Below are 25492 nucleotides of genomic sequence, written 5' to 3'. Positions count from 1 at the left end.
CGACCAACCCCGATATTTAACGCAAGGGGCTTTTATCGATAACATTTAACCTGAGGACAAAATAATGGGAAACATGACTATTTTTATGGGATTCCTGGCAATGATCAGCTCACTGGGCCTGTTGGCGGCCTATATGAGCACCAAATGGGATGATTGATGAACGCAAAAGATCCGCCTAGACGCATCCTCCCCGTAACCGCTCATTTTTATGGGGAGGATTTTTAGCGGCACGCCGAACGCGCGGCCTGATACGGGAGTTGATAATAATGACGATTCTTATTCTGGGATTGCTCTACGCCATTTTAATGATCTCGGTGGGCGTTAATGAGATTTATTTTTATTCCACCGGAAAATCCAATTTTCTTACTAGCCTCATGCTGACATTTTCTGGCAGTATGCTGCTGATCGCCTTTGTCTGGCAATTATCCTCTAAAGTAAAAAAATAAATCACCGTCCGAATGTGAGCAGCATAATGCAGAATGAAAAACAGGCCGTGGCCAGAAACTCGATGATCGCCAGCGGGTTACTGGCTACGGGCAAGTTCGTCGCCGGCATTTTTACCGGCAGTATTGGCCTGATATCCGAAGGCATTCACTCTTTTACCGATTTTATCGCCACCAGCATCACCTGGCTGGCGGTGCGCATCAGCGATAAGCCCGCCGATGACGATCACCACTTCGGCCACGGCAAGGTAGAAAACCTGGCGGCGCTGTTCGAGGTGCTGCTGTTGCTGGGCGCCGCGGGCTGGATCGTTTACGAAGCGGGCAGCAGCCTGCTCGGGCAGCCGCATGAGATCGTCGCCGCACCGGCGGTGATCGCGGTGCTGCTGATTTCCATCTGCGTCGATTTCTTCCGCGTGCGTGCGCTCAACCGCGTCGCTAAAGCGACCGACAGCGCAGCGTTGGAAGCGGATGCGTTGCATTTCTTCTCCGATATGCTTTCGTCCGGCGTGGTGCTGCTGGGCATGGTGTTTGTGCTGCTGGGCTTTGGCCGTGCGGACGCTATTGCCGCGCTGATCGTCGCCGGCTTTATCTTTGTCGCTGCGATCAAACTGGGTAAACGCTCCTTCGACTCGCTGATGGATGCTGCGCCCGCCGGGGCGACCGAGACGATCCGCGGCACGCTGGCAAGTTTTCCGGCGGTGCTGGCTTGTGACAGCGTACGCATTCGCAACGCCGGTGCGGTGCTGTTCGTCGAAATCACGGTGGCGGTGTGCCGCACCTTGCCGCTGGAACGCATCGACGCGCTGAAGCGAGAAATCGTCGAGCGGCTGCGGGAGCAGTATGCCAGCGCGGAATTCACCGTCATCGCGGTACCGCAGACCCGCAGCGATGAAGACATGGCGACGCGCATTCGGGCGATCGCCGCCAACCACGGCGCGCAGGTGCAGAATGTGACCTTGCAGCAGCTGCCGACGCGCATGGCGATCGGCATGGATTTGGCGGTGCCGGCCAACGCCAGCGTGGCGCAGGCGCATGACATCGCTACGGAGATAGAGGGGATCCTGCGCCAGGCGATCGGTGAAGACACCGAGATAGAAACGCACCTGGAGCCGCATACGCCGCATTGGCTGACCAGCGAGGATGTCGATGCGACGGAACTGGCCGACATTCGGCGGATCCTGCAATCGGCTCTGGAGCAGGAGGATAGCGTGCAAGACGTACACAACGTCCGTGCGCGCAAGACCGACGGTGGCATCATCGTCAACTTCCACTGTCGGGTGTCGCCGGCGGTAACCATCGCCACCGCACACGACGCGGTCGATCGGGTCGAGCGCCGGCTACGCGCGCTTTATCCGGCGATCACGCGCGCGATAGGGCACGTCGAGCCGATCAAGCCCGGCATTTGAATCAGCTCGGCCAACTGCGGATAGAGCGCCGCGTTGGCCAGCAGCAGCGGGTTGCCGCGCCGCAACCCGTCGTTGTGCATAAAGTCATTCGCTACGCCGCCGGCTTCGCGCGTCAACACCCACCCAGGCAGGCTGTCCCAGGCGTTCATGTGTGGTTCGTAATAGCCCAACAGTCGTCCGGCGGCCACCTGAGCGGTCATCAACGCGCCGGAGCCGCTGCGCACAAACATCCCTCCCGCCTGCAGCAGGCGACAGAGAAAGCCGCTGAATTCCGCCGCCGAAGCGCGCGGTGAAATTCCGACGCCCATCACGCCATCCGCGACGCTGCGCCCGGCATGCACGCCTATCGGTTCCCCGTTGAGGAAGGCGCCGCCGCCGCGGCAGGCGCGGAACATCTCGCGGTGGTTGGGATCGTAGACCACGCCGATCGTCGGCTCGCCGTCGATCACCACGCCTATCGCGATACACCAGGTATGCAATCCGTTCAGGAAGCAAGCGGTGCCGTCAATCGGATCGACGACCCAAACGCAGGTGGCGTTCTCGCCGCTGCTGCCGCTCTCTTCACCGAGAAACCCGTCCTGGGGAAAGCGGCGACTGATCATACGGCGGATCAGCGCTTCGACGCGGCGGTCGGCCTCGCTGACGACGTCCTGCAGCCCCTGTTTGAAGTCGACAGCCAGGCTTTGCCGCCGTTGATAAAAGCTGAAGGCGAGATCGGCGGCGACACGGGCGATCTCACGCGCAAAGCGGTAGCGCGCCTCGATGTCTCGTGGGGAAAGTGAAGTCATGGTAGACTCGATAGCAAAGAACGAATCGGTTTACCCTGCCATAAAAGGATGAAAGTAATGTGTCGCTCAGCGCGGCGAGTAATAAAAACGTAGCAGTATCGTGGCGTCGAAGGCCGAACGCGGTTCGGTCGTGGCCCTGACCGGTATTGCCGAGCGCCAAAACGCCAGCCCGCGCGGATTATCCTGGCTGACCGACAGCAACCAGCCGCCGGGATGCTGCGCGAACAAGGCGCGCGCGGCCCGTTGTCCCATCCCGGTGCGGCGCCATTCGGGCTTGATGTAGAACTCCGCCATTTCGACGGTAGCGTTGTCCAGTCTCCTGACCAATGCGAAACCGGCCGTTTGCCGATCGCTCAAAATCAAATAAGGGTAGCGGCCGGCCTCACGCCAGTAGAGCGGCAGATAGGGGTAAGCTTCATCGGCGCCCAGTTCGCGAAGGTAATCGGACAGCATGGCCGCCAGCTGTGGCCGCTGCGCGAGTGAGGCTTGTTCCAGGGAAAATGCCATGTCGCACTCCGTCAAAAAACAGGCCGCCGCATGGCGGCCTGTCAAGGTTAGCCCAGATTCAACCGGGCGGTGATGTCGGCAATCTCGCGGCGCCAGCGCGCCTGAAGCGCCGGCTTCTGGTGCTTCGGCTTGCGCGCCAGATCGTCCTCCAGTTTGCTTTCGAGGGCCAACAGGGCGGTCAACAGCGCTTCTTCGCCTTCCCGTCGTTCGTCCGGCGTCGGGCCGTCTGCGTCGGCCTTGTCCGCCGTCGGTAGCGCCGGCGCTTCGCCCCCCAGGCGCTGATACACCGGCGCCAGATCGTGCCACTCCTCCAGTTTTTGCTGGTCGATCAGCCAAAAGCGGTTGCAGCTCTGTTCGAGCAGCATCCGATCGTGGGTGACCAACATGACGGCGCCGGCGAACTGGCGCAGCGTTTCCGCCAGCTCTTCTTTGCCCGCCATGTCCAGGTGGTTGGTGGGCTCGTCCAACAGCAGCAGCGAATGGTTGGCCAGCGTCAGGCCGACGAACAGCAACCTCGAACGCTCGCCGCCGCTCAGCGAACGGATCTGCTGATGGTGGCGCAGGTAAGGGAAACCGGCGCCGATCAGCGCCATTTTTCGCTGTTCCTCGGTCAGCGGCGCAAACTGCGCCAGCGCTTCGTTCAACGTGTCTTCATCGCGCAGCTGTTGCAGGCTTTGATCGTAATAGCCGATGCGCACGCGCGGATGGAAGATTGCCGCGCGTTCCGTGGGCTGCTGATACGCTTGCCACAGCAAGCGCAGCAGCGACGATTTACCGCAGCCGTTGCGCCCGACGATGGCGATGCGATCGCCGCTCTTCACGCGCAGATGTTCCAGGCTGAACAGCACCGGCGCATCCGGCGCCGGGCGCACGGCCCATTGCGGTAGCGCCAGCAGGCGATCGGCGTCCAGCGCCTCTCCCTGTAATCGCAGCCGCCACGGGCTGCCGGCAGTCAGAGTGGTCTGTTCCTCCTTCAACCGATCGACGCGCTTTTCCATTTGCTTGGCTTTGCGCGCCAGATCTTCGTTGTCATAGACCTTGCCCCAGGTCGCCAGGCGTTTGGCGCTTTTCTCCACCCGGTCTATCTCTTTTTGCTCGGCCTGACGACGGTGCTCGTCTGCGGCGTCCTGTTCCGCCAGCGCGTGGCGTGCGGCGGAACAGGGCAAGCGGAAGAACTGCAGCGTTTTGTCGCGCAGGATCCAGGTGCAGTTGGTCACCTGATCGAGCAGATAGCGATCGTGCGACACCAGCACGAAGCTGCCGCTCCAGCTGCGCAGGAATTGCTCCAGCCACAGCAGCGTGGGCAGATCCAGGTGGTTGCTGGGCTCGTCAAGCAGCAGCAGATCGGGCTGACGGATCAGCGCGCGCGCCAGCAGCAGACGGGTGTGCTGGCCGCCGCTGAGAGCGCCGGCGGTCAACGCCCAGCTCGCCGGTTCAAACCCCAGCTCGGCAAGCAGCGCTTCACAGCGCCAGCGTTCGCTGAGATGTTGTCCAGTCGGCAGCCGTGCCAGCACCGCATCCAGCAGGGTGTTTGCGTGCAGCTCGGGCGGCAGGTGTTGTTCGATGCGCGCCATCAGGCATTGGTGTGACAATGTCACCGTTCCGGCGTGCGTGGGCAGATCGCCGCTGAGCAGTTGCAGCAGGGTACTTTTGCCGCAGCCGTTGTCGCCGATCAAACCGATGCGATCGCCTTTTTTCAGGCTGAAGGAAATCTCGCTCAGCAGGGTGCCGAACGCGTTGTCGTAACCGACAGATTGTGCAGACAGTAGTGTGCTCATTGCTTACTCAAGAGTTACAGGCATAACAATGCCTATCGTCAAACATCGCTGACGACAACCCGGTAAGCCGGAGGGAAGATCTCGGATTTTAGTAAGCTTCGCTCAAGCTGGGTTATCGCAGCACGATACCGGTAATGCTTGAGCGGCGGCGATTACCAAAGAAGTGTGAGTGAAAAAACAGTTCACACGTCAGCATAGTAATCCTCCTTTATTGGTTGCAGGTTAATCGGTGGCAGGAGTATAGAGCGCTTTTTATCGCGCCGCCAGTGTAAAAGTGCTTGAATAATCAGCAAGCTAAGTACGGCGGGTGCGTGTGGCACACAATGGGAATAATTACTGTATTTCGGCCGACATTAAGCAGCTATTATAATTAGCGTTTATGGTTAAGCGACGGTTCTGCCGCCGCCTGTTCGTCTGTCTATCAGATAATGATGCTGAGCACTGAATTTATGTTAAAGCCTCGCCCGTTCCTGCTGTTGTTGTTATTGCTGTTTGGTTTGCAGCTGACGCCGCTCGGCGCCGTCGCCGCCACCGAGGATGATCCCGCCGCCGAAAGCGCGCCCGATCCCGCTACGCAGCTGAAAGCCGCGCAAAAGCAGTTGGACAGCATGAAGCAGCTGGTTTCCAAAGCGACCACCGACACCCAGCTCAGCAAACTGCGGTTGGCGACCGACGATCTGGTTGCCGGCATGGATAAACTGTCTACCGATCTGCAGCCGCTGCAGGAGAAACTGCAGGCGCAGTTGGACGTCCTGGGGCCGGCCCCGGCTGCCGGCGCGCTGCCGGAAACTCCCGCAGTGGCCCAGCAGCGCAACGCGCTGAACAATAGCAAAAAACAGCTGGATGATGCGGTAAAACGCGCGCAGGCCATCAAGACCAGCGCCTTCGATCTGGGGCAACAGATCGGCGATCTGCGCCGGGTAGCGTTTAAAACCCAGCTGGCGTTGAATACCGGCAGCATTTTGGGCGTCAAATTCTGGGCGCCGGTGGTGCAGCCGTCCGCGGATGACGTGCAGCGGCTGGATCAGTTCAACGCCGAGATGAAAGCGGCCTGGGACGCCAGTTGGCAGGAGGAGTGGCGGTACGGCACGCTGGCGTTGCTGGCGCTGGCGGTGATTGTCTGGTCCTGGGGGCGCTATTTCTCCGAGCGTTTCCTCGCCTGGGTCAGCATCCGTTTCCTGCCGGACGGGCGCCTGCGCCGCAGCTTCATGGCGATCGTCACCGTGGCGGTGACGGTGGTCACCACCTCAATCGCGCTGAACCTGCTGTATTACGTCTTTGTGCGCGTGCAGCCGCTGCCGGTGACGCTGGAGGATTTCGCCGAAGGTTTCAACCGTCTGGGGATTTTCTGCGCGCTGATCGCCGGGCTGGGGCGTGCGGCGCTGTCGTTGAATCGCCCGTCGTGGCGTTTGGCTTCCATGGATAACGACGTGGCCGCCGGGCTGCGTTACTTCTCGCCGCTGCTGGCCGGCCTGGCGCTGGCGTTCGGCACCGTGGAGCTGATCAACAACGTCGTCAGCGCCTCATTGGCCACCACCATCTTTGGCAACGGCCTGGTCGCGGGGCTGATCGGCATGGTGCTGCTGGCAGCGCCGCTGCGCGGCCAGCGCATTCGTCGCCGTTTGGAACAGCAGGGCGCGCACCTGGAAAAACGCACGCTGGTCGGCGGACTGGTGCACCTCGTCACCCTGGTCTGCTCGGTGGTGATCCTGCTTTCCTTGCTCATCGGCTACATCGCCTTCGCTCGCTTCCTGACCTACCAGTTGATCTGGGTGGTGCTGGTGCTGATGGCGTTCTACTTTATGGTGCTGTTCGCCACCGACTTGTGCGCCGCGCTGTTTTCGCCGCAGACCGTCAGCGGCAAGATGCTGAAGAAAACGCTTAGCTTCAAGGATCGCCATCTGGAGCAGATGTCGATCATCACCACCGCGCTGGCCAAATGTTCACTGTTGCTGTTGATGATCGTCGCGCTGTTCAACGGCTCGTTCGGCAGCACCACGCCGGGCTCGCTGATGGAGAAAATCGTCTCCATCCTGACCGGCGAAGGGCTGCAGCGTTTCAATATCGTGCCCGGCAACCTGCTCAACGCCGTGATCTGCCTGGCGATCGGCATCTACATTCTGCGTGCGGTGCGGCGCTGGCTGGGATCGGAACTGCTGCCAAAAACCATCTCGGACGTCGGCATCCGCGCCTCTCTGGTGACATTGTTCAGCAATATCGGCTATGTGTTGGTGATTCTGATCACCCTGGCGGCGCTGGGCATCCAGTGGAGCAACCTGGCGTGGATCGTCAGCGCCCTGTCGGTCGGTATCGGTTTCGGTTTGCAGGAGATCGTGAAGAACTTTATTTCCGGCCTGATCCTGCTGACCGAGCGTCCGGTGAAGGTCGGAGACATGATCGGCATTGGCGGCGTGGAAGGCGACGTGCGGCGCATCAACGTGCGCGCCACCGAAATCCAGCTCAGCGACCGTTCCACCATGATCGTACCGAACTCGCAGCTGATCTCGCAGAACGTGCGCAACGCCACTATGGGTAATGCGCAAGGGGTGGTGACCATCGCGCTGACGTTCCCGACCTCAATCGATCCGGAGCAGGTGCGCAATATCTTGCTCAGCGCCTACAACGAGTACGAAACCATTCTGGAAACGCCGGCGCCTTACGTGCGCTTCAGCCAGCTGGGGCCGGACGGCATTATCCTGAGCGTGACCGGCTACGTGCCGAGTCCGCGCATGGTCGGCGCCACCAAGAGTGAACTGCTGTTCAATATCCTCAAGCTGCTGCGCGCGCAGGAAGTGAGCCTGTCCAGCCCGCAGGAAGTGGTGTTTATGAAGCAGCAGGCGACGCGATATCAGGCCAACGAAGAGGAACACTCCTCCTAGTCCAGCCCTGAGGCGGCGGGCCGTTAAGTGACGGCCCGCCGAATGCGGCTAGTACATCGACGGTTCCACCGATTGCGAGCAGTCGCTGTTGGCGCTGGATTTGGTGCAGGTATAAGGCTCATTCGGCGATGCCGAAGGCACATTCGACGGGCCGCCGCCTCCGCCGATACACCCGCTCAGCATCAGCATCAAAAACACGAGAATTATTTTCTTCATCTCACCGTCCTCCATTGCGATTCCTCCCTTAAGTATATGTCGGGAAAGCGAACGGCACCGCTCGCCGGTGCGATCTATACTCCTTTGATGCCTTGTTGGCGCACAACGTCGGCGAATGAGGAGGAAAAGATGCGAACCGACGACGAGTTGACCCACTTTGCTGCGCAGGGGGCGCCGCCGTTGCCGCCCGCGTCCAGTCAGGGATTTGTCGAACATGACGGCGCGCGCATCTGGTATGCCACCCATGGCGCAGCGCCGACGGTGATCCTGCTGCACGGCGGCCTGGGCCACAGCGGCAACTGGGGGTATCAGCTGCCGGCGCTGCTGGCTGCCGGGTATGGCGTGCTGGTCATCGACAGCCGCGGGCACGGGCGCAGCACCCGCGACGCCCGGCCTTACCGTTACGACCGAATGGCTGATGATCTGGTGGCGGTGATGGACGCACTGCGGATCCCGCACGCCGCGCTGGCGGGCTGGAGCGACGGCGCCTGCGTCGCGCTTATCGCCGCCCATCGGGCGCCACAGCGGGTGGACGGCGTCTTTTTCTTCGGCTGCAATATGGATCCCAGCGGTGTGAAACCGCCGGCCGCCAACCCGGTCGTCGAGCGCTGCTTCGCGCGCCACGTGCAGGACTATGCCGCGCTGTCGCCGACGCCGCAGGAGTTCGATGAATTCGTCGCCGCCGTGAGCCTGATGATGAGCAGCCAGCCGAACTACAGCGCGCAGGAATTGGCGGCCATTCGTGTGCCGGTGACTGTCGTTCACAGCGAACACGATGAGTTTATCCGCGCCGAGCATGCCGCTTACCTAAGTGCCAGCATTCCCGGTGCCTGTCTGGTGACGCTGCCGGGCGTCAGCCATTTCGCGCCCCTGCAGCGGCCGGCGCTGTTCAACCGCGCGCTGCTGGATTTTCTCGCCAATGTGATGCCGCCGCCTGCGCGCTGACGCTCGCTGCTCTATGCTGGAGGCGGGGCATTTTGACATCATCGAAGAGGACATCATGAGTGAAAGCATCATGGTCAGGCCGCTGGAAGCGCGGGACTACGCCGCCTGGCTGGCACTATGGCGAGGGTATAACGCATTTTACGGCCGTGAGGGGGCAACGGCGTTGCCCGACGAGGTGACGCAGACCACCTGGCGGCGTTTTTTTGACGCCTACGAACCGATGTTTGCCCTGGTCGCTGAGCGTCAGGGGCAGGTGGTCGGGTTGACGCACTATCTCCTGCACCGCAGTACCTCTCAGCTGCAGCCTAACTGTTATCTGCAGGATCTGTTCACCGCGGAGACGGTACGCGGTAAAGGGGTGGCAAGGGCGCTGATCGCGGCGGTCTATGAACGCGCACAGCAGCTGGGGTTGCCGCGTGTTTACTGGAACACCCACGAAAGCAACCAGACCGCCATGCGGCTGTACGACAAGGTGGCGGAGCGCCCCGGTTTCGTGATGTACCGCAAGGCGCTTTGACGCCGGGCGAAAAGAAAACGGGCGCCAAACGGCGCCCGGAGATGGGGGGTTAGAAATCGACCGTCGCCTGCAGGCTGAGGCTGCGCGGTTCGCCTTCAATCACGCGCAGATTACCGGCGCTGGAGGCATAGTATTCGCGGTTAAACAGGTTTTTCACATTCAGTTTCAGCTGAGTATGTTTGCCAAGCAGCTTGCTGTCCCAGGCGACAAAGGCATCCGCCACGGTGTAGGCCGGCATGGTGAAGCTGTTCTCCGGATCGCCGGCGCGGCGGCCGACATAGCGTGCGCCGCCGCCGACCCGCACCTCGCCGGGCACCACCGGCAGCGTCATGCGGTGGCTGAGATACAGGCCGCCCATATTGGTCGGGGCGTTGACCAGCCGGTTGCCGACGTTGGCCGGATTGAGGTTGTCTTCGACGATTTCGGTTTTATCGTAGCTGTAGTTGGCGGTGAGATCCCAGTTGGGTGCCACTTCGCCGTTCAACTCCAGTTCCGCGCCGGTGGAACGCGCTTTGGGAATGCTGCGGGTTACGCCGTTGATAAAGATCGACATATTGCTTTCATCGATACGATAGAGCGCCAGTGTCGCGTCGAAAGCCGGGGTGATCTGCCATTTGCCGCCCACCTCATAGGTGGTGCCGGTTTCCGGCGTGGCGACGTTGCCGTTATCGTCGATGGCGGTGGATGGCGTGAAGGAACGGCTGTAGTTACCGTACAGCGACAGGTTTGGCGTCAGCTTATACACCAGCCCCGCCTGGGGCAAAAACTGATCGTCTTTGTCATTGAGCGTATTTTTCGGCTTCTGGAACCCGTTGCTGTTGTTCTGGTAATACGACTGATAGCGTGCGCCCAGCACCGCAATCCACCGGTCGGTGAGATGAATGCTGTCCTTGGCGTACAGGGAGCGGCTGAACAGCGTGGTGCGCAGGTTGCTTAACGCGTCGTTGTAGGTGGTGCTGTTGGTGACAGGCGCTTCGCCATACGCCGGATCGTACATGTTGAACGTCTTCGATACCTTGCCGCGATAGGAATAGGCCTTATAAGTCTGGTTCTTCTCGTAGTCCACGCCCAGCAGCAGATCGTGCTGCATGCCGAACACCAGCGGCGAACCGGTCAGATCCCACGAGTAATAGTCGGTCTGGTGATTGAAGCCGCGGTTGGCGTCGGCGCGGCGCGAAACGATCCCGGTCGTGGTGTCGACCGCGGTGGCGCGCACTTCGTTGCTGTCGTAACGGCGTTGCAGCCAGGCGTAGTTGAGGCGGGTGGTCCAAATCGAATCCAGCGCATATTCGTAATGGGCGTTCAGGCGTTTGTTTTTGCCCCAGGCGCGGTTGGCGTAGTCATCCAGCCGGCGGTTGTAGGGCACATCGACCGGTTTGCCGTCGATAAATGCGGTGCCGCGATCGTAAGGAATATCGTACTTATATTCACTGTAGGCGATGTTAAAGGAGGCCTTGTCACCGAACCAGCTGAGTGACGGGGCAAGCAGCGTGTGTTCGTCGCTGCCGAAGTTGCGCCAGTAATCCTCATGCTGGCGTTCGGCGATCAGGCGAAAGGCGAAGCCGCCACCCAGTGGGCCGGTCACATCGACGCTGCCGCTGCCGCCGCCAAAGCTGTTGGTGGCGCCGCTGATGCGGGTGTTCCAGTCATACTGCGGTTTTTTGCTGATCAGATTGATGACGCCACCGGGGCTGAGGATACCGTAGAGCAGCGATGCGGAGCCTTTGAGCACCTCGACGCGCTCGGTCGTAGCATCCATGCTCAGCCCCTGGTTGCTGCGTACGCCGTCGATGAACACCGAACCGTCGGAGTTCACCCCAAAGCCGCGTTTGACGAAGCCGTCCTCGGTACCGCCGAGCGTGTTGCCTTGGGTGACGCCGCTGACGAATTTCATCGCGTCGTTGACGCTTTTGACCTGAAAGTCGTCAATCACCTGCGAGGTGACGACGCTGACCGATTGCGGCAGTTCACCGATCGGCGTGGCGGTTTTGCTGCCGGTTGAGGCGGTATCAGCGCTATAGCTGCCGGCAGACAGGGCGGTGGCGGTCACCGTAATGGCATCTTCTGTTTTTGCTTCGGGGGCTGCGGCGATCGCCAGGGCGGGAAACAGGCCGGCAAACAGGGGCAGAGTGCGAAGCACGTGATTTTTATTTCTTTTAGTGGGGTGGTGAAGAACTGACTGGTGCATATAATCCCATGGAAAAACAATAAATAGTAACGATTATCATTATAATTATCATTTATTGGTTTTGAATAGAGGAAAAAGAGGACATCCCCTCATTGCACGATTTAATTTTGTCTTTCAGGAAAAATACGGCGTTTTTACCGGTAAAAAGCCGCTGAGTTGACCATAATGATCAAGACGGCCGGAATGCCTTGGCAGTTTCTGCGCCAGAGAGGTGAATTCCGTCAATATATTGATACACAAATATTTTTTCCTTGATGAATAAACAGGTGTCCGGGCAGGCAAAACTGGCAATAATAGGCGGGTCGGCCGTTTATTTTCGCCTCACCGCCGACGGTTGTGATGCGAACAGACTGTCACTTTAGGCTAGCGGAAGTCTCTGGACCCAAGATGCAAACCACCTCGTTATCCGATACCCGGAAAATCTGGCCCGCGCTCATCATTTTTTTGCTGGTGTTCGTCCTGTGTCTGCTGGGCATCGTGAGTCGTCCCGGCAGCTTTCTTGCGCTATTCTGGCCGGTTAACGCCGTGCTGCTGGCCGTTTTGGTGCGTCGCCCAAAATGGGCGACGCGTGCCGGATGGGGCATGGCGGTGCTGGGGTATCTGGCGGCGGATCTGTTGACCGGCAGTTCGCTGCAAAAGACGCTGCTGCTGAACGCCGCCAATCTGAGTGGCGTGGTGGTAGGGTATCTGTGGTTCATGCGGCTGTCGCCTCAGGCGCGCATGTTGCAGCGCGGCACATCCAGCATGTACCTGTTCGGTATCTGTCTGACCGCCGCCGCCGTTACCGGTGCGGTGGGCGCTGCAACCTCGCAGTGGCTGTTCGGCAGGCCTTATTTGACCTCGCTGGCGCTGTGGTTCTCGTCAGAATTCACCAATTACGTCACGTTGATGCCGTTCATTCTGGCGTTTCCCGCCGACTGGCGACATCCCCTGCGCGCGGCCTGCTCCATGCTGATGCAGCGCAGCCAATGGCCGCAGGCAGGACAAAAACTCACGGTGTTGGCTCTGCTGGCGCTGGCGGCGCTATGCAGCGTGCTGATCGGCGGCCCCGGGGCGGTGATCTTTCCGATGCCGGTGCTGCTGTGGCTGGCGATGTCCTTTTCGCTGTTCTGCACCATGATTGCGGTGCTGGTTTATGTGCTGTGGTGCCACATGGCGATCGATTTCGGGCTGTTGAGCTCGACGCTCGACATGAAGGTGTTGCAGAACGCGGTATCGATGCGTTTGGGCATCGCGCTGCTGGCGCTGGGGCCCATCGCCGTAGCCAGCATGAACTATGCGCGCAACGCGCTGCTGCGCACGCTGGAGCACGTGGCGAATCACGATGCGTTGACGCACGTGTTGACGCGTAATGCGTTTATGCAGCGCGGCGAGCGGGTGATCGACCAGAAAGGCGAGCTGGTGTGCGTCATGATGCTCGACATCGACTATTTCAAATCGATTAATGACCGTTTCGGCCACGCCGGCGGCGACCAGGCGCTGATGGCCTTTACCCGCGCGATTGCCGCCGATCTGAACGCCAATGACCTGTTCGGCCGCATGGGTGGCGAAGAGTTCGCCATCGTCTCGACGCTCGGCCAGCCGCAGCATGGGGCGCAGCTGGCCGAACGGCTGCGGCAACGCATTGAGACGGAGTCGATCACCATGCCGGCCGGCCATCCGCTGCAGATCACCGTCAGCATCGGCATGGTGACCTGCCCGAGCGGTTCCGGCCACAGCCTGGCTGACCTGCTCAAACTGGCGGATCTGGCGGTATACAAAGCGAAAAACGCCGGCCGTAACCGGGTCGCCACGCCGTAATCTTACCCACCGAACGATCCTGAGCGCTGAACTTCCGATCCGGGCCGCGCGCCCGCCGTCTAAACTGGTAGAGGGCACGGGCAACGTCGTCCGCGCTGAACCGACTGTCCTTAATCAGACAAGAGGATGCCAGGATGAAATACGTAGACGGGTTTGTGGTGGCGGTGCCGGCCGCCAACAAGGAGGCTTATCACCGGCTGGCGGCTGCTGCTGCGCCGCTGTTCAAAGAGTTTGGCGCCACGCGCATCGTGGAGTGTTGGGGCGATGACGTGCCCGACGGCAATCTCACCGACTTTCGCGGTGCGGTGAAGGCGCAGGAGGGTGAAGTGGTGGTGTTCAGCTGGATAGAGTACCCCTCCAAGGCGGTGCGCGACGCCGCTAACGAAAAAATGATGAACGATCCGCGCATGAAGGCGCTGGGCGAGATGCCGTTTGACGGCAAACGCATGATCTTTGGCGGATTTGCGCCGATCCTGGATGCATGAAGGAGGCGCAGATGGCCAGAATTACGCAACATCTGTGGTTTGAAAAAGACATGGAAGCGGCGCTGAATTGCTACGTCGCGCTGATCCCCGGTTCGTCCGTGAACTGGTTTTCCGAACTGCCGGCGGATACGCCGAGCGGCCCAGCCGGCAGCGTGAAGCTGGCTTCCTTCACCCTGGGCGACCAGCGCTATGCGGCGATCGAAGCCGGGCCGTTGGATCCATTCAATCACAGCTTTTCCGTGATGGTGGAATGCGACGATCAGGCGGAGGTTGACCGGCTGTGGGATGCGTTGAGCGAGGGCGGCGAAGCGGAGCAGTGCGGCTGGCTGCGCGATCGCTGGGGGCTGTGCTGGCAGATCGTGCCGCGGCGCCTGACCGAGTTGATGAACGATCCCGACGCCGCGCGCGTGCGGCGGGTAACGGAAGCGATGCTGCTGATGGGCAAAATCGACATTGCCGGCCTGGAAGCGGCGGCGCGGGGCTAGCGGAAAAAGAACGAGGGAGAGAAAGGATGCATCGAGAGCGGCACAGTATTGAACGCATCGGTTGGTTGCGGGCGGCGGTGCTCGGCGCCAACGACGGCATCGTCTCAACGGCCAGCCTGCTGCTGGGCGTGGCGGCGGCCAGCGCCTCGCATTCCGCGCTGATGATCGCCGGCGTCGCCGGGTGGGTGGCGGGCGCGATGTCGATGGCTACCGGCGAGTACGTGTCGGTGTCGTCGCAGGCGGACACCGAAAAGGCCGCGTTGGCGGAAGAACAGGCGGAGCTGCTCGAAGACTATCCGGGGGAGTTCCGCGAACTGACATCTATCTATGTGCATCGCGGGCTGGACCCGGCGTTGGCCCGGCAGGTGGCGGAAAAGCTGATGGCGCATGATGCGCTGGAGGCCCACGCGCGTGATGAACTGGGCATTTCCGCCGCCACGCGCGCCCGTCCGCTGCAGGCCGCGTTGGCATCGGCCCTCAGCTTCTCCCTTGGCGCGCTGTTGCCGTTGCTGGTGGCGCTGTGGGTGCCGGTCGCCTGGACGCGGCCGGCGCTGGTGGCGTCGGCGCTGATTTCCCTCGGCATTCTCGGCGGCATCGCCGCGAAAACCGGCGGTGCGCCGATCTTGCCGGGCGTGGCGCGTATTCTGATCTGGAGCGCCCTGGCGATGGCGGTTTCGTCCGGCGTCGGCATGCTGTTTGGCGTCGCGGCCGGGTAGCGTCGCGCTTGCTTCAATCTATTGCACCCCAAGTTCAGTATTTATCATTTGTCAGCCGCCGGCGTTCGCGGCATGGTGACGGCAACGCCAAATCAGTCAGGGACATTTATGCAAAAATCAGAGATTCAACCGTGGGTTGCGCAGCATCCCTTGTTGCAACGAATGGTCGCCCTCGAGCCCATCACCTGGTTCAATCCGCGTGCGACGACGCTGGTCGCCGGATTGCCCCATGTCGGCCTGACCGCCGCCGATGTCGCCGAGGCGGAGCAGCGCCTGGCACGCTTTGCACCTTATCTTGCCGCAGCCTTTCCCGAAACTCGGCCCACTGGGGGGATCATCGAATCCGAGCTGGTGGCGATCCCCGCCATGCAGCAGGCGTTGGATCGGCGCTACGGGCTGCGGCTTGGCGGGAAGCTGCTGCTGAAAAAGGACAGCCATTTGCCGATCTCCGGCTCAATCAAGGCGCGCGGCGGCATCTACGAGGTGCTGACGCACGCGGAGAAGCTGGCGTTGGAGGCGGGGCTGCTGCAGACCGGCGACGACTACGCCCGGCTGTTTTCCGACGAGTTTCGTCAGTTCTTCAGCCAGTACCGCATCGCCGTTGGATCGACCGGTAATCTGGGGTTATCCATCGGCATCATCAGCGCCCGGCTGGGGTTTGACGTCAGCGTGCACATGTCGGCGGATGCGCGGGCATGGAAGAAGCAAAAGCTGCGCGACAACGGCGTAACGGTGGTGGAATACGCTGAAGATTACGGCGTGGCGGTCGAGCAGGGGCGTAAACAGGCGGCGAACGATCCGCGCTGTTTCTTTATCGATGATGAAAACTCGCAGACCCTGTTCCTCGGCTACGCGGTGGCCGGCGGCCGTCTGAAGCGGCAGTTCGCCGAACAGGGCATCGTGGTGGACGCGCAGCACCCGTTGTTCGTGTATCTGCCGTGCGGCGTCGGCGGCGGGCCGGGCGGCGTGGCGTTTGGCCTGAAGCTGGCGTTCGGCGATCACGTTCACTGTATTTTCGCCGAGCCGACCCATTCGCCCTGCATGCTGCTCGGCGTCTACAGCGGGCTGCATGACGGCATTGCGGTGCAAGATCTTGGTATCGACAACCGCACCGCGGCGGATGGATTGGCGGTGGGGCGCGCTTCCGGTTTTGTCGGCCGGGCGATGGAGCGCCTGCTGAGCGCGTTTTATACCCTGCGCGACGAAGAGATGTTTGCGCTGCTCGGGTTGTTGGACCAGTACGAGCATATCCAGCTGGAGCCGTCCGCGTTGGCGGGCATGGCCGGGCCGTGGCGAGTGGTTGCCGAGGCGCGGCAGTTGAGTCAACAAGGCGTGAGCGCCGAGAACCTGGCACAGGCGACGCATCTGGTATGGGCGACCGGTGGCGGCATGGTGCCGCCGGCGGAAATGGCGAAGTATCTCGCCGCCGGGCAGGCGGCGGAATAAGACGCAGTAAGCAGTAAAAAGGGGCGAAAATCGCCCCTGACTGTCTGCTGCGCAGTTACAGCTGTTCGCCGTTGCTGGCGATCACCCGGCGGTACCAGTCGAAGCTCTTCTTGCGCGAACGTTCGAGTGTGCCGGTGCCGTCGTCATGCTTGTCGACGTAGATGAAGCCGTAGCGTTTGCTGTACTCGCCGGTGGTAAACGACACGCAGTCGATGCAGCCCCACGGCGTATAGCCGATCAGATCAACGCCATCTTCAATCACCGCTTTCTTCATCTCTTCGATATGGGCGCGCAGATAGTCGATGCGGTAGTCATCGTTGATCTGACCGTCCGCTTCCACCTTGTCGAAGGCACCGAAGCCGTTTTCCACGATAAACAGCGGTTTCTGATAGCGTTCATACAGCACGTTCAGCGAATAGCGCAGCCCCACCGGATCGATCTGCCATCCCCAGTCGGAGGCTTTGACGTGCGGATTCGGTACGTTGCCCGGGAAGCCGAACATGCCGTCGCTGCCGTCCACCGCGTTGGCCTGCAGCGCGTTGCTCATGTAATAGCTGAAGCCGATGTAGTCGGTGCAGCCCTCGCGCAGGATCTGCGCGTCCTGCGGCTGCATCTCGATCTTCAGCCCCTTGCGTTCCCAATCGCGCAGCAGGTAGCTTGGGTAGTAGCCGCGCATTTGCACGTCGGTATACAGATAGCGTTGGTGCATCGCCTCGACGGCGTACATCACGTCGTCCGGCTTGCAGGAATACGGGTAGAACGGCACGCAGGCCAGCATGCAGCCAATCTTGAATTCCGGATTGATCTGATGACCGAGTTTGACCACCTGCGCGCTGGCGATGAATTGGTGGTGCAGCACCTGATACAGTGCCTGTTCCGGGTGGTCTTCTTTGGTGTAGTCCACGCCGGAACAGCAGTAGCCGAACAGCGGGTAGCGGTAGTTGCTCTGGTTGTTGATCTCGTTGAAGGTCATCCAGTACTTCACTTTTTCGCGGTAGCGACGCATCACCACCTCGCTGAAGCGCACGAAGAACTCCACTACACGGCGATTTTTCCAGCCGCCGTAGGTCTTCACCAGATGGTAAGGCATTTCGAAGTGGGAGAGGGTGATCACCGGCTGGATGCCGTATTTCAGCAATTCGTCGAACAGATCGTCGTAAAACTGCAGTCCTGCTTCGTTCGGTGTCGCCTCGTCGCCGTTGGGGAAGATGCGTGTCCAGGCGATCGAGGTGCGGAAGCATTTGAAGCCCATCTCGGCGAACAACGCCACGTCCTGCTTATAGCGTCCGTAGAAATCCACCGCTTCGTGGTTGGGGTAGCGATAGCCATCGAGCACGCCGTCGGTCATCACGCGATCCACGCCGTGCGAGCCGCCGGACAGCACATCGGCGATGCTTGGCCCTTTGCCGCCCCGATCCCAACCGCCTTCAACCTGGTGCGCGGCGACCGCGCCCCCCCACAGAAAATCCTTCGGCAACTGTTTCATCGTTAATGTCTCATCGGTTTATTTAATGAAGGGTAATAACGCTGCGTCGAGAATAGAGTAGCAAGACCGAAAGAAATGTCACGATATAACAAATCACCGTGAAAAGTGATTTGTCACAATAAAAAAACAGCCTGTTTTATTTCGCTGAATTAATATGCCCGAGCCGTTTGCCGATGGTTTCAATAATGTAAAGCACGGGGATCTGCGTGGTGATATTGTGATGCCCGCCGATCAAATGCTGCGGAACGTGGTAGGAGAGATTGAAGTCCGCCAGCCGCGCCAATGAAGAGGTTTCGTTGTTGGTGATGCTGATAATCTTGCAGTGGTGCAGGCTGAACTGGCTGGCCAGACGCAGGATCTCTTCGGTTTCGCCGGTGACCGACAGCATGATCGCCACCGCGTTTTTATACATGTCGCTGTTGACGGGATAATAAGGATCGTCGATGTGGGTGCTGAATTTCCCAACGTTGGAAAAGAAACGCGCACCATATTTCCCTAATGCGCCTGAGGTGCTGATGCCGACGAAAATAATCCGCTCGGCGGCGGCGATATGTTGCACCGCCTGATCGATCAGCTGATTAAACTCTTCGTTGCTGACGCTTTTAAAAAAGCTGAGTATTTCACCGATGCCGGAATCGACCGGCGGCGTATCGCTCTGTTCGAGATACAGCTTGAAACGGATGCGAAATTCCGAATAGCCGTCGCAGCCCATTTTCTTGCAAAACCGCAGCACGGTGGTGGTGGACACGCCGGCGGCCTCGGCCAACTCGCGGATGGTCATATACATCACTTGATTCTTGTGTTTGCTGACGTAGTTATAAACCATCAGCTCCAGGGCGTTGAGCTCGGCGATTGCTTTATGGGTAAACATGAGTCGATCCGGCGGCTGAAAACGGGAAGCTTATCTGCGGGTTAACATAGCAAAATTCACCGCCGCTGGCACTGCCGGGCAAAAAGAAAAGCCGCACCAGTCAGGCGCGGCCCAGGGTTCACGACGAACAAAGTAAAACAAAACGTTCCGGAAGACATGCCATGAAAACGCGTTTCATCACACCGGGTTAGCATAGGTCAGCGGATCCCGGCGGCAAAATGCCGGTTTTTGCTTTCTAAAGTTAAAGAACGGCAAAGTTATGGCGTTGCATCTCTGGACATGGCGGCAGACAACAGCACCAGGCTCACGGCGTCGGCGCGCACGCCATCATGTGGGAACTGAAAAGCCGCAGGAGAAGGGCGCAAACGCGCGGTTCGAAGCCGGCCTCCGTCTGCTGCTCAATGGCGGCGAGGCCGCATTGACGAACGACAATAATCACGGGACGCAATCATAAAACTGGGCTTATCTATAGGAAATATATAGAAAATACCCACTTTTCGTTAAAGCCATGACGGCCACATTCCCTTAACATTACCAAGTCTTTTGATGATAATTATTAGCACGCTGTGAAATTATTCATCACAGTGATGTTACGGATTAAATCCGTTTGTTTAAGGGATAGTTTCACCATGGAAATCAATGTTAATGGCCGGGTGGTTCCACTCGGCGATATCGCGCCCGAAACGCCGCTGCTGTACGTTTTACGCAACGATCTGCAATTGAACGGCCCCAAATACGGCTGCGGCCTGGGAGAGTGCGGCGCCTGCACGGTGCTGATCGACGGTGTCGCCGCACGCTCCTGCTCAATGCCGCTGTCCGCCGTAGGAAACAAATCCGTCACCACGCTGGAAGGTTTGGGCACCTCGGAAACGCCGCATCCGGTGCAGCAGGGGTTTATCGATGCGCAGGCGGCGCAGTGCGGTTACTGCACCAACGGCATGATAATGACACTGGTCGCGCTGTTCGAACGTGAGCCGGAGGCGGACGAACAAACCATCAAGAAAGAGCTGGCCTACAACCTGTGCCGCTGCGGTACTCACATTGAGATCCTGCAGGCCGCCGCGCGCGCGCGCGTTCTGCTGGCCGAACGGAGGCAAGCATGAGCCGCCTCGAACTGACCCGCCGGCAACTGTTGCAGGCCGGCGGCGTGGTGATGGTCAGCAGCCTGTTGCCTGTGCCGTTTAGCGTTTTCGCTGCCGATTCGGTGACATCGCTCGCCGATCTGCCGTTGGATCGGGTGGACAGCTTTATCAGCCTCACCGCCGATGGGCGGGTGACGGCGTTCAACGGCCACGTCGATCTGGGCACCGGCATTCGCACCGCACTGGCGCAGATTGTCGCCGAAGAAATCGCCGTGCCGTTTGATCATGTCACGATGATCCTCGGCGATACGCAATGCACGCCGGATCAAGGGCCGACCATCGCCAGTGCCACCATTCAGGTGACGTCGGTGCCGCTGCGGCAGGCGGCGGCGCAGGTGCGCCACATGCTCACGGCGCTGGCGGCCAAAGCCTTCGAACTGCCGGCCGAACAGCTGACGGCGATGGCGGGGCACGTGTACGTGACGCAGAACCCGGGGCGCTCGTTAAGCTATGCGCAGCTGGCAAGCGGGCAGAATCTGCACGTGGCGCTGGATAAAAACGTACCGCTGAATAGCGAACGGCAGAGCCGCTATGTGGGCCGCTCTGTGGCCCGCGTCGATATTCCGGCCAAGGTCAGCGGTGAGCTGACCTATGTGCACGATCTGCGCTTGCCAGGCATGTTGCATGGCCGTGTGGTGCGCCCGCCATACGTAGGCGCCGACAGCAGCGCGCCGTTGGGCGGGGGCCTGCTGTCGGTGGATGAAAGTTCGATTGCGCACCTGCCAGGCATCGTGAAACTGGTGGTGATCAACGATTTCATCGGCATCGTGGCCGAACGCGAGGAGCAGGCGATCGCCGCCATGCGTCGGCTGAAAACGACCTGGAAACCCTGGACCGGATTGCCGGATCTGTCGCTGGAAGCACTGCCTGCCGCACTGGAGGCCAACCCAAAAACCGACCGCGTGCTGCGCGACGACGCGGGAACGGACGCTGCGTTGGCGGCGCTGCATAGCGAAGTGCAGGCAGACTATGTCTGGCCTTACCATCAGCATGCCTCGATCGGGCCTTCCTGCGCGGTGGCGGATGTCAAAAACGGCCGGGCGCAGGTGTGGTCCGGCACGCAGAACCCGCACGATCTGCGTAAGGATATCGCCAGGTTGCTCGAGCTGCCGCCTGAACAGGTGCACATTACTCGCATGGAGGCCTCCGGCTGCTATGGCCGCAACTGCGCCGACGACGTCTCGGCGGACGCGGCGCTGCTGGCTCAGGCCACCGGCCGACCGGTACGCGTGCAGCTGATGCGGGAACAGGAATCCGGCTGGGAGCCGAAGGGCACCGGCCAACTGATTCGGGTGCGCGGCGGCCTCGACGCGCAAAACCGGGTGGCGGCCTACGAGTTGAAAACCAGCTATCCCTCCAACAATGCCGTGACCTTGCCGCTGGTGTTGGCCGGTAAAGTGGCCAACCGGGCCGACGTGCAGCAGATGGGCGATCGCACCGCCATTCCGCAATACGAGTATCCGCACATGCGGGTGATCTGCCAGGACGCCGCGCCGATCGTGCGGGCTTCGTGGATGCGCGGCGTTTCGGCTCTGCCCAACGTGTTCGCCCATGAGTCTTGGATCGATGAGCTGGCCTGGCGCGCCGGCGAGGACCCGATTGCGTTTCGCCTGCGCTATCTGAACGATCCGCGTGCGGTGGCCCTGATTGAAGCCCTGAAACGGCAGGCTAACTGGCAAGACGGCCCGGCGCACCGGTCACGCGCCGCCGGCGCCGAAGTGGTGAGCGGCCGCGGTTTCGCCTATGCGCGCTATTTTCACAGCAAGTTCCCCGGCTTCGGTGCCGCCTGGGCGGCCTGGGTGTGCGATCTCAGCGTCAACCGCCGCTCCGGGCAGATCACGCTCGATAAAATTTTCGTGGCGCATGACTGCGGCCGCATGATCAACCCGGCCGGGGTACGCCATCAGGTGCACGGCAACATTATCCAGTCCGCCAGCCGGGTGCTGAAAGAGTTTGTGACCTTCAACGAGACGGGGGTGACCTCATTGGACTGGGGCGGCTATCCGATCCTGCGCTTCGACGAACTGCCGCAGATCGATATCCAGCTGATCGATCGCCCGGAGGAAGCGCCGATGGGCGCCGGAGAATCCGCCTCGGTGCCGAGTGCCGCGGCGATCGGCAACGCGCTGTTTGACGCGCTCGGCGTACGCCTGCGCGAAGTGCCGTTCACGCCGGCGCGGGTGCTCGCCGCGCTGCGCACTCAGACCGGCCATTAACCCCCCGTAACGAACAAGGACAGCCATAATGAGTAAGATGAAAAAAATCGTCGGGTGGGGCGGCGTCACGGTGCTCGCCGTTGTGGTGGCCGGCGTTGTCGCCAGTTGGCAACCGGAAATCGCGCCGCTCGCCGCCGATGCGACGCACAGCTTCAGCCAGGCGCAGATCGCCCGCGGCAAAACGCTGGCCGATCTCGGCGATTGCGCGGTGTGCCACACCCGTTCGGGCGGCGAACGCAACGCCGGCGGGTTGGCGATGGAGATCCCCTTCGGCACCATTTACACCACCAACATTACGCCGGACGTGGAAACGGGCATCGGCAGCTGGAGCTATGCGGCGTTTGAACGCGCCATGCGCCACGGCGTCGATCGCCAGGGCCGCTATCTCTATCCGGCGTTTCCCTATACCGCCTTTACCCGCACCCGCGACGACGATCTGCAGGCGCTGTACGCCTACCTGATGTCACAGCCGCCGGTCAACTACCGGCCGCCGGCCACCGATCTGCACTTTCCGTTCAATATCCGCCAGGGCATCTTCGCTTGGAACCTGCTGTTCCTGACGCCGGGCGCGATGCAGGAAAACCCGGCCCAAAGCGCCGCCTGGAACCGGGGCGCCTATCTGGCCGAAGGGCTTGGGCATTGCAGCGCCTGCCACTCGCCGCGCAACGTGCTGTTCGGCGAGAAAACCGGTGGCGACCACCTGGCAGGTGGCGTAGCGGAGGGCTGGACGGCGCCCGCGTTGACCGGTCGTTCACCCGCTCCGCTCGATTGGACGCAGCAGGATCTGGTCGATTTCATGCGTACCGGTTACTCGGCCAACCACGGCGTGGCCGCCGGCCCGATGGCGCCGGTGATCGAAGAAGGGGTGTCCCGTTTGCCGCAGGCCGATCTGCAGGCGCTCGCCGTTTATCTGCGCAGCTATCATCCTGAAACGGCGGCGGGCGCAACGGCGGCCACGTTGAACGCTCAGGCGGAACGGCAGGTGGAGCCTTTGAGCTCGCAAGGCGCGCGGCTGTTTTCCGGTGCCTGCATGGCTTGCCATGCGCAGGAAAAAGGTGCGCAGATGGCGGGGGTGAGGCCTTCATTGGCGCTGAACACCAACCTGTTTGCCGAGGCGCCGGACAACGCCATTCGCGTGGTGTTGGATGGCATACAGCGGCCGGCGAATGCCGAACTGGGGTATATGCCGGGCTTCCGCCATAACCTGGATGACACGCAGATCGCCATACTGCTCAACTACCTGCGGCAGCACTATGCCGGTCAGGCGCCGTGGCCCGATCTGGCGGCTCAGGTCGGCCGCTTGCGCGCCGAAACCGCACAGAAATAGCCGCCGGGGGCTGGACAGCCGCGCCGCGTTGGTGACAATAGGGCCTTTCACATGGACAGAGGCAGTAAAATGAATACGTTAGACGCAATCCGCCAGCGCCGTGCCACCAAGCAGTTCGATACGCAGTACGTGATGACGCTCGAAGAGAAAAAAGCGTTGCTGACTATCGCGCTGCAGGGCGCTCCCAGCGCTTTTAACCTGCAGCACTGGCGCCCGCTGCTGATCGAAGACCGCGCGCAGCGCGAGAAAATTCGCGAGGCGGCGTGGGGACAGGCGCAGGTGACCGACGCATCGATGCTGGTCGTGCTGTGTGGCGATCTGTCGAGCTGGGAGTCACAGGTAAAAAACGTTTGGGCCGAGGCGGCGGAGCCGGTACAGCAGTTCATGATCCCGGCCGTCGATCAGTATTACCGCGGTAAGCCACAGGTGCAGCGCGACGAAGTGATGCGCAGCAGCGGCATCTTCGCCCAGACGTTGATGCTGGCGGCCAAGGCGCAGGGTTACGACTCTTGCCCGATGGACGGGTTTGATTTCGACGCCGTGGGCGAGATCATCAACAAACCTGCGCACTATCAGATCGCGCTGATGGTCGCCATTGGCAAGGCGGCAGGGCAACCCTATCCGCGCATCGGCAAACTGCCGTTCGACGACGTGGTGAAAACCGACCGTTTCTGATCTGAACGGTGAATGACAAAAGGGAAGGCTCGTGCCTTCCCTTGTTTTTTGCGACGCACAGTTCGTTCCAGTAGCTGAAACGGATGCGCCGTTGCAGGCGGTGATGCCACATAGTCAACTCCTTCTACCCTACACGGTTTAAATAAATATCACCGCGCCGAGCGCAAGACGAATGCCTTATTGTGCATAGCTTGCCCGCCTGTCGGGATTAGCCGATTTTATCGGCCCGTCGGATGACCGGCGGGATCCGCCAGCCGAAGTTCATGCCCGCCGCGGCGCCCAGGATCGCCAGCGTGCCCAGCAGCTGCAGCAGGCTGAGGCGGTGGCCGAACACCGCCCAGTCCACCACGATCGCCACCGCCGGGTAGATGAACGACAGGGCGCCGACCAGGGCCGTGGGGATCTTCTGAATGGCACCGTACAGCAGCGTGGACATCAAGCCGGTATGCACCAGGCCGAGGGTCGCCAGCAGCAGCCAGTCGACGGGGGCAGCAGGCAGCGTGGCCAGGCCGGCGAATGGCGCCAGCGCCAATGCGCCTACGGTCAGCTGAATCAACACGATCAACTGCGGCGGCAGCGTGGCCAGCTGTTTGACGATCGCCGCCGCAATGGCGTACATCAGGGCCGCGCCCAGCGCCAGCGCCACGCCGAACAGGTAGTCATCGCCGCCGGCGCTATTTTGCCGGCCGGTGACGATCAACACCATCCCGCCGAATGCCAACAGAAGCCAGCCCAGCCGATTAGCCGTCAGTTTTTCGCCGAACAGCAGCGCCCCCAGTGCCACCAACATGAACGGCTGAACGTGGTAGGTGACGGTGGCGACAGCGATCGAGGCATGTTTATAGGCGGCAAACAGCAGCGTCCAGTTGAGCACCAAAGCGATCCCCCCCAGAATGGCGAAGACCAGTTGGCGCCGGTTGATCGCGCCTTGTTTCAACTGACCGAGTGCGGCGCAGGTCGCCAGCATGGCCAGCGCGCCGAACGCGCAGCGCCAAAACACCACCGTCGCAGGCGGTTGCCCCAAAACGAGCACCGGCCACCCCACGGTGCCGGAGATGGTCATGGCGAGGATCATTTGCACTGCGCCGCGCGTTTTCGTTTTCATGTCGTTTTCCTCGTTGCCTGACCGTACTTGTAGTGAAGCGGCTTAATCATTAAAATGAACAATCGGACATT

At 60.9% G+C, this 25492-nt stretch carries 23 protein-coding genes; 15 read left to right on the top strand and 8 right to left on the bottom strand.

What is annotated here, in order from left to right; genetic code table 11:
- Positions 1 to 64: 64 nt before the first annotated feature.
- The 3 genes from mgtS (at position 65) to EGY12_RS19055 (ending at position 1849) form a co-directional block, all read left to right on the top strand.
- Entirely contained in the window at positions 65 to 157 is a 93-nt protein-coding gene (mgtS, locus tag EGY12_RS23320; protein WP_004938109.1) for a protein MgtS, read from the top strand.
- A gap of 109 nt (positions 158 to 266) precedes the next feature.
- The gene (locus EGY12_RS19060; RefSeq protein WP_004938106.1) at positions 267 to 446 is read left to right on the top strand and encodes a hypothetical protein; all 180 of its coding nucleotides are present in this window, start codon (positions 267 to 269) and stop codon (positions 444 to 446) included.
- A gap of 26 nt (positions 447 to 472) precedes the next feature.
- Positions 473 to 1849, top strand: coding sequence for a cation diffusion facilitator family transporter (locus EGY12_RS19055; protein ID WP_123895003.1), 1377 nt, complete (start codon positions 473 to 475; stop codon positions 1847 to 1849).
- Here the strand turns inward: EGY12_RS19055 and EGY12_RS19050 are convergent.
- The 3 genes from EGY12_RS19050 to EGY12_RS19040 form a co-directional block, all read right to left on the bottom strand.
- A complete protein-coding gene (locus tag EGY12_RS19050) occupies positions 1792 to 2637 on the bottom strand; it encodes an inositol monophosphatase family protein (protein WP_123895002.1) in 846 nt (281 codons plus the stop codon). The two genes, EGY12_RS19055 and EGY12_RS19050, sit on opposite strands and share 58 nt — an antisense overlap.
- A gap of 66 nt (positions 2638 to 2703) precedes the next feature.
- The gene (locus EGY12_RS19045; protein ID WP_123895001.1) at positions 2704 to 3144 is read right to left on the bottom strand and encodes a GNAT family N-acetyltransferase; all 441 of its coding nucleotides are present in this window, start codon (positions 3142 to 3144) and stop codon (positions 2704 to 2706) included.
- A gap of 47 nt (positions 3145 to 3191) precedes the next feature.
- The gene (locus tag EGY12_RS19040; protein ID WP_123895000.1) at positions 3192 to 4922 is read right to left on the bottom strand and encodes an ABC-F family ATP-binding cassette domain-containing protein; all 1731 of its coding nucleotides are present in this window, start codon (positions 4920 to 4922) and stop codon (positions 3192 to 3194) included.
- A gap of 449 nt (positions 4923 to 5371) precedes the next feature.
- Here EGY12_RS19040 and EGY12_RS19035 point away from each other — a divergent pair, with 449 nt between their 5' ends.
- Complete coding sequence (locus tag EGY12_RS19035; RefSeq protein ID WP_172962937.1) at positions 5372 to 7801, top strand: DUF3772 domain-containing protein; 2430 nt, start codon at positions 5372 to 5374, stop codon at positions 7799 to 7801.
- A gap of 48 nt (positions 7802 to 7849) precedes the next feature.
- On the opposite strand, the gene EGY12_RS19030 is transcribed toward EGY12_RS19035, so the two are convergent.
- A complete protein-coding gene (locus EGY12_RS19030) occupies positions 7850 to 8017 on the bottom strand; it encodes a hypothetical protein (protein ID WP_253722867.1) in 168 nt (55 codons plus the stop codon).
- Positions 8018 to 8146: 129 nt separating this feature from the next.
- On the opposite strand from EGY12_RS19030, the gene EGY12_RS19025 reads away from it, so the two are divergent.
- Both EGY12_RS19025 and EGY12_RS19020 read left to right on the top strand, forming a co-directional pair.
- Complete coding sequence (locus EGY12_RS19025; RefSeq protein WP_123894997.1) at positions 8147 to 8962, top strand: alpha/beta fold hydrolase; 816 nt, start codon at positions 8147 to 8149, stop codon at positions 8960 to 8962.
- Between the two features lie 55 nt (positions 8963 to 9017).
- Complete coding sequence (locus tag EGY12_RS19020) at positions 9018 to 9479, top strand: GNAT family N-acetyltransferase (RefSeq protein ID WP_123894996.1); 462 nt, start codon at positions 9018 to 9020, stop codon at positions 9477 to 9479.
- Between the two features lie 49 nt (positions 9480 to 9528).
- Here the strand turns inward: EGY12_RS19020 and EGY12_RS19015 are convergent, their stop codons facing one another.
- Positions 9529 to 11589 carry a TonB-dependent siderophore receptor gene (locus EGY12_RS19015; protein ID WP_123895634.1) on the bottom strand — a complete coding sequence of 687 codons (2061 nt, stop codon included), beginning with the start codon at positions 11587 to 11589 and terminating at the stop codon, positions 9529 to 9531.
- Positions 11590 to 12054: 465 nt separating this feature from the next.
- Between EGY12_RS19015 and EGY12_RS19010 the strand changes: the two genes are divergently transcribed.
- The 5 genes from EGY12_RS19010 to EGY12_RS18990 all read left to right on the top strand — a co-directional run bounded on the left by EGY12_RS19010 (position 12055) and on the right by EGY12_RS18990 (position 16599).
- A complete protein-coding gene (locus tag EGY12_RS19010) occupies positions 12055 to 13467 on the top strand; it encodes a GGDEF domain-containing protein (RefSeq protein ID WP_123894995.1) in 1413 nt (470 codons plus the stop codon).
- A gap of 134 nt (positions 13468 to 13601) precedes the next feature.
- The gene (locus EGY12_RS19005) at positions 13602 to 13952 is read left to right on the top strand and encodes a DUF1428 domain-containing protein (protein WP_123894994.1); all 351 of its coding nucleotides are present in this window, start codon (positions 13602 to 13604) and stop codon (positions 13950 to 13952) included.
- 11 nt (positions 13953 to 13963) lie between these two features.
- Positions 13964 to 14437 (top strand): VOC family protein, encoded by a 474-nt coding sequence (locus tag EGY12_RS19000; RefSeq protein WP_123894993.1) that lies wholly within the window; start codon positions 13964 to 13966, stop codon positions 14435 to 14437.
- A gap of 26 nt (positions 14438 to 14463) precedes the next feature.
- Positions 14464 to 15153 (top strand): VIT family protein, encoded by a 690-nt coding sequence (locus EGY12_RS18995; RefSeq protein WP_038871544.1) that lies wholly within the window; start codon positions 14464 to 14466, stop codon positions 15151 to 15153.
- A gap of 108 nt (positions 15154 to 15261) precedes the next feature.
- Complete coding sequence (locus EGY12_RS18990) at positions 15262 to 16599, top strand: D-serine ammonia-lyase (RefSeq protein ID WP_123894992.1); 1338 nt, start codon at positions 15262 to 15264, stop codon at positions 16597 to 16599.
- Between the two features lie 55 nt (positions 16600 to 16654).
- On the opposite strand, the gene EGY12_RS18985 is transcribed toward EGY12_RS18990, so the two are convergent.
- Together EGY12_RS18985 and EGY12_RS18980 are read right to left on the bottom strand one after the other, a co-directional pair.
- Positions 16655 to 18085: a 6-phospho-beta-glucosidase gene (locus EGY12_RS18985; protein WP_123894991.1), complete on the bottom strand. Its 1431-nt coding sequence runs from the start codon at positions 18083 to 18085 to the stop codon at positions 16655 to 16657.
- A 136-nt stretch (positions 18086 to 18221) separates the two neighbouring features.
- Positions 18222 to 18956, bottom strand: a complete 735-nt coding sequence (locus EGY12_RS18980) for a MurR/RpiR family transcriptional regulator (RefSeq protein ID WP_123894990.1) — start codon at positions 18954 to 18956, stop codon at positions 18222 to 18224.
- A 629-nt stretch (positions 18957 to 19585) separates the two neighbouring features.
- On the opposite strand from EGY12_RS18980, the gene EGY12_RS18970 reads away from it, so the two are divergent.
- From EGY12_RS18970 to EGY12_RS18955, 4 genes are all read left to right on the top strand, one after another.
- On the top strand, positions 19586 to 20059 hold the full coding sequence (locus EGY12_RS18970; RefSeq protein ID WP_123894989.1) for a (2Fe-2S)-binding protein: 474 nt from the start codon (positions 19586 to 19588) through the stop codon (positions 20057 to 20059).
- The gene (locus EGY12_RS18965) at positions 20056 to 22314 is read left to right on the top strand and encodes a molybdopterin cofactor-binding domain-containing protein (protein WP_123894988.1); all 2259 of its coding nucleotides are present in this window, start codon (positions 20056 to 20058) and stop codon (positions 22312 to 22314) included. The genes EGY12_RS18970 and EGY12_RS18965 overlap by 4 nt, the downstream gene beginning before the upstream one ends.
- Positions 22315 to 22342: 28 nt before the next feature.
- Complete coding sequence (locus EGY12_RS18960; protein ID WP_123894987.1) at positions 22343 to 23641, top strand: cytochrome c; 1299 nt, start codon at positions 22343 to 22345, stop codon at positions 23639 to 23641.
- A 69-nt stretch (positions 23642 to 23710) separates the two neighbouring features.
- Positions 23711 to 24316, top strand: a complete 606-nt coding sequence (locus EGY12_RS18955; protein WP_123894986.1) for a nitroreductase family protein — start codon at positions 23711 to 23713, stop codon at positions 24314 to 24316.
- Positions 24317 to 24524: 208 nt separating this feature from the next.
- Here the strand turns inward: EGY12_RS18955 and EGY12_RS18950 are convergent, their stop codons facing one another.
- On the bottom strand, positions 24525 to 25421 hold the full coding sequence (locus tag EGY12_RS18950; protein WP_123894985.1) for a DMT family transporter: 897 nt from the start codon (positions 25419 to 25421) through the stop codon (positions 24525 to 24527).
- Positions 25422 to 25492: the final 71 nt, after the last annotated feature.

Source organism: Serratia sp. FDAARGOS_506 (assembly GCF_003812745.1).
GTDB lineage: Bacteria > Pseudomonadota > Gammaproteobacteria > Enterobacterales > Enterobacteriaceae > Serratia.
Note: the sequence above shows the minus strand (reverse complement) of the source record. Positions and strands in the feature narration are given on the sequence as shown.

What these genes read in the sequence shown, in the direction of transcription:
- EGY12_RS18995 (WP_038871544.1), top strand. Translation starts at nt 14,464, where the DNA reads ATGCATCGAGAGCGGCACAGTATTGAACGCATCGGTTGGTTGCGGGCG.
- EGY12_RS18970 (WP_123894989.1), top strand. Translation starts at nt 19,586, where the DNA reads ATGGAAATCAATGTTAATGGCCGGGTGGTTCCACTCGGCGATATCGCG.
- EGY12_RS18960 (WP_123894987.1), top strand. Translation starts at nt 22,343, where the DNA reads ATGAGTAAGATGAAAAAAATCGTCGGGTGGGGCGGCGTCACGGTGCTC.
- EGY12_RS19020 (WP_123894996.1), top strand. Translation starts at nt 9,018, where the DNA reads ATGAGTGAAAGCATCATGGTCAGGCCGCTGGAAGCGCGGGACTACGCC.
- EGY12_RS18965 (WP_123894988.1), top strand. Translation starts at nt 20,056, where the DNA reads ATGAGCCGCCTCGAACTGACCCGCCGGCAACTGTTGCAGGCCGGCGGC.
- EGY12_RS19000 (WP_123894993.1), top strand. Translation starts at nt 13,964, where the DNA reads ATGGCCAGAATTACGCAACATCTGTGGTTTGAAAAAGACATGGAAGCG.
- EGY12_RS19040 (WP_123895000.1), bottom strand. Translation starts at nt 4,922, where the DNA reads ATGAGCACACTACTGTCTGCACAATCTGTCGGTTACGACAACGCGTTC.
- EGY12_RS18980 (WP_123894990.1), bottom strand. Translation starts at nt 18,956, where the DNA reads ATGTTTACCCATAAAGCAATCGCCGAGCTCAACGCCCTGGAGCTGATG.
- mgtS (WP_004938109.1), top strand. Translation starts at nt 65, where the DNA reads ATGGGAAACATGACTATTTTTATGGGATTCCTGGCAATGATCAGCTCA.
- EGY12_RS18955 (WP_123894986.1), top strand. Translation starts at nt 23,711, where the DNA reads ATGAATACGTTAGACGCAATCCGCCAGCGCCGTGCCACCAAGCAGTTC.
- EGY12_RS19030 (WP_253722867.1), bottom strand. Translation starts at nt 8,017, where the DNA reads ATGAAGAAAATAATTCTCGTGTTTTTGATGCTGATGCTGAGCGGGTGT.
- EGY12_RS19045 (WP_123895001.1), bottom strand. Translation starts at nt 3,144, where the DNA reads ATGGCATTTTCCCTGGAACAAGCCTCACTCGCGCAGCGGCCACAGCTG.
- EGY12_RS19060 (WP_004938106.1), top strand. Translation starts at nt 267, where the DNA reads ATGACGATTCTTATTCTGGGATTGCTCTACGCCATTTTAATGATCTCG.
- EGY12_RS19005 (WP_123894994.1), top strand. Translation starts at nt 13,602, where the DNA reads ATGAAATACGTAGACGGGTTTGTGGTGGCGGTGCCGGCCGCCAACAAG.
- EGY12_RS18950 (WP_123894985.1), bottom strand. Translation starts at nt 25,421, where the DNA reads ATGAAAACGAAAACGCGCGGCGCAGTGCAAATGATCCTCGCCATGACC.
- EGY12_RS19035 (WP_172962937.1), top strand. Translation starts at nt 5,372, where the DNA reads ATGTTAAAGCCTCGCCCGTTCCTGCTGTTGTTGTTATTGCTGTTTGGT.
- EGY12_RS18985 (WP_123894991.1), bottom strand. Translation starts at nt 18,085, where the DNA reads ATGAAACAGTTGCCGAAGGATTTTCTGTGGGGGGGCGCGGTCGCCGCG.
- EGY12_RS18990 (WP_123894992.1), top strand. Translation starts at nt 15,262, where the DNA reads ATGCAAAAATCAGAGATTCAACCGTGGGTTGCGCAGCATCCCTTGTTG.
- EGY12_RS19055 (WP_123895003.1), top strand. Translation starts at nt 473, where the DNA reads ATGCAGAATGAAAAACAGGCCGTGGCCAGAAACTCGATGATCGCCAGC.
- EGY12_RS19025 (WP_123894997.1), top strand. Translation starts at nt 8,147, where the DNA reads ATGCGAACCGACGACGAGTTGACCCACTTTGCTGCGCAGGGGGCGCCG.
- EGY12_RS19050 (WP_123895002.1), bottom strand. Translation starts at nt 2,637, where the DNA reads ATGACTTCACTTTCCCCACGAGACATCGAGGCGCGCTACCGCTTTGCG.
- EGY12_RS19010 (WP_123894995.1), top strand. Translation starts at nt 12,055, where the DNA reads ATGCAAACCACCTCGTTATCCGATACCCGGAAAATCTGGCCCGCGCTC.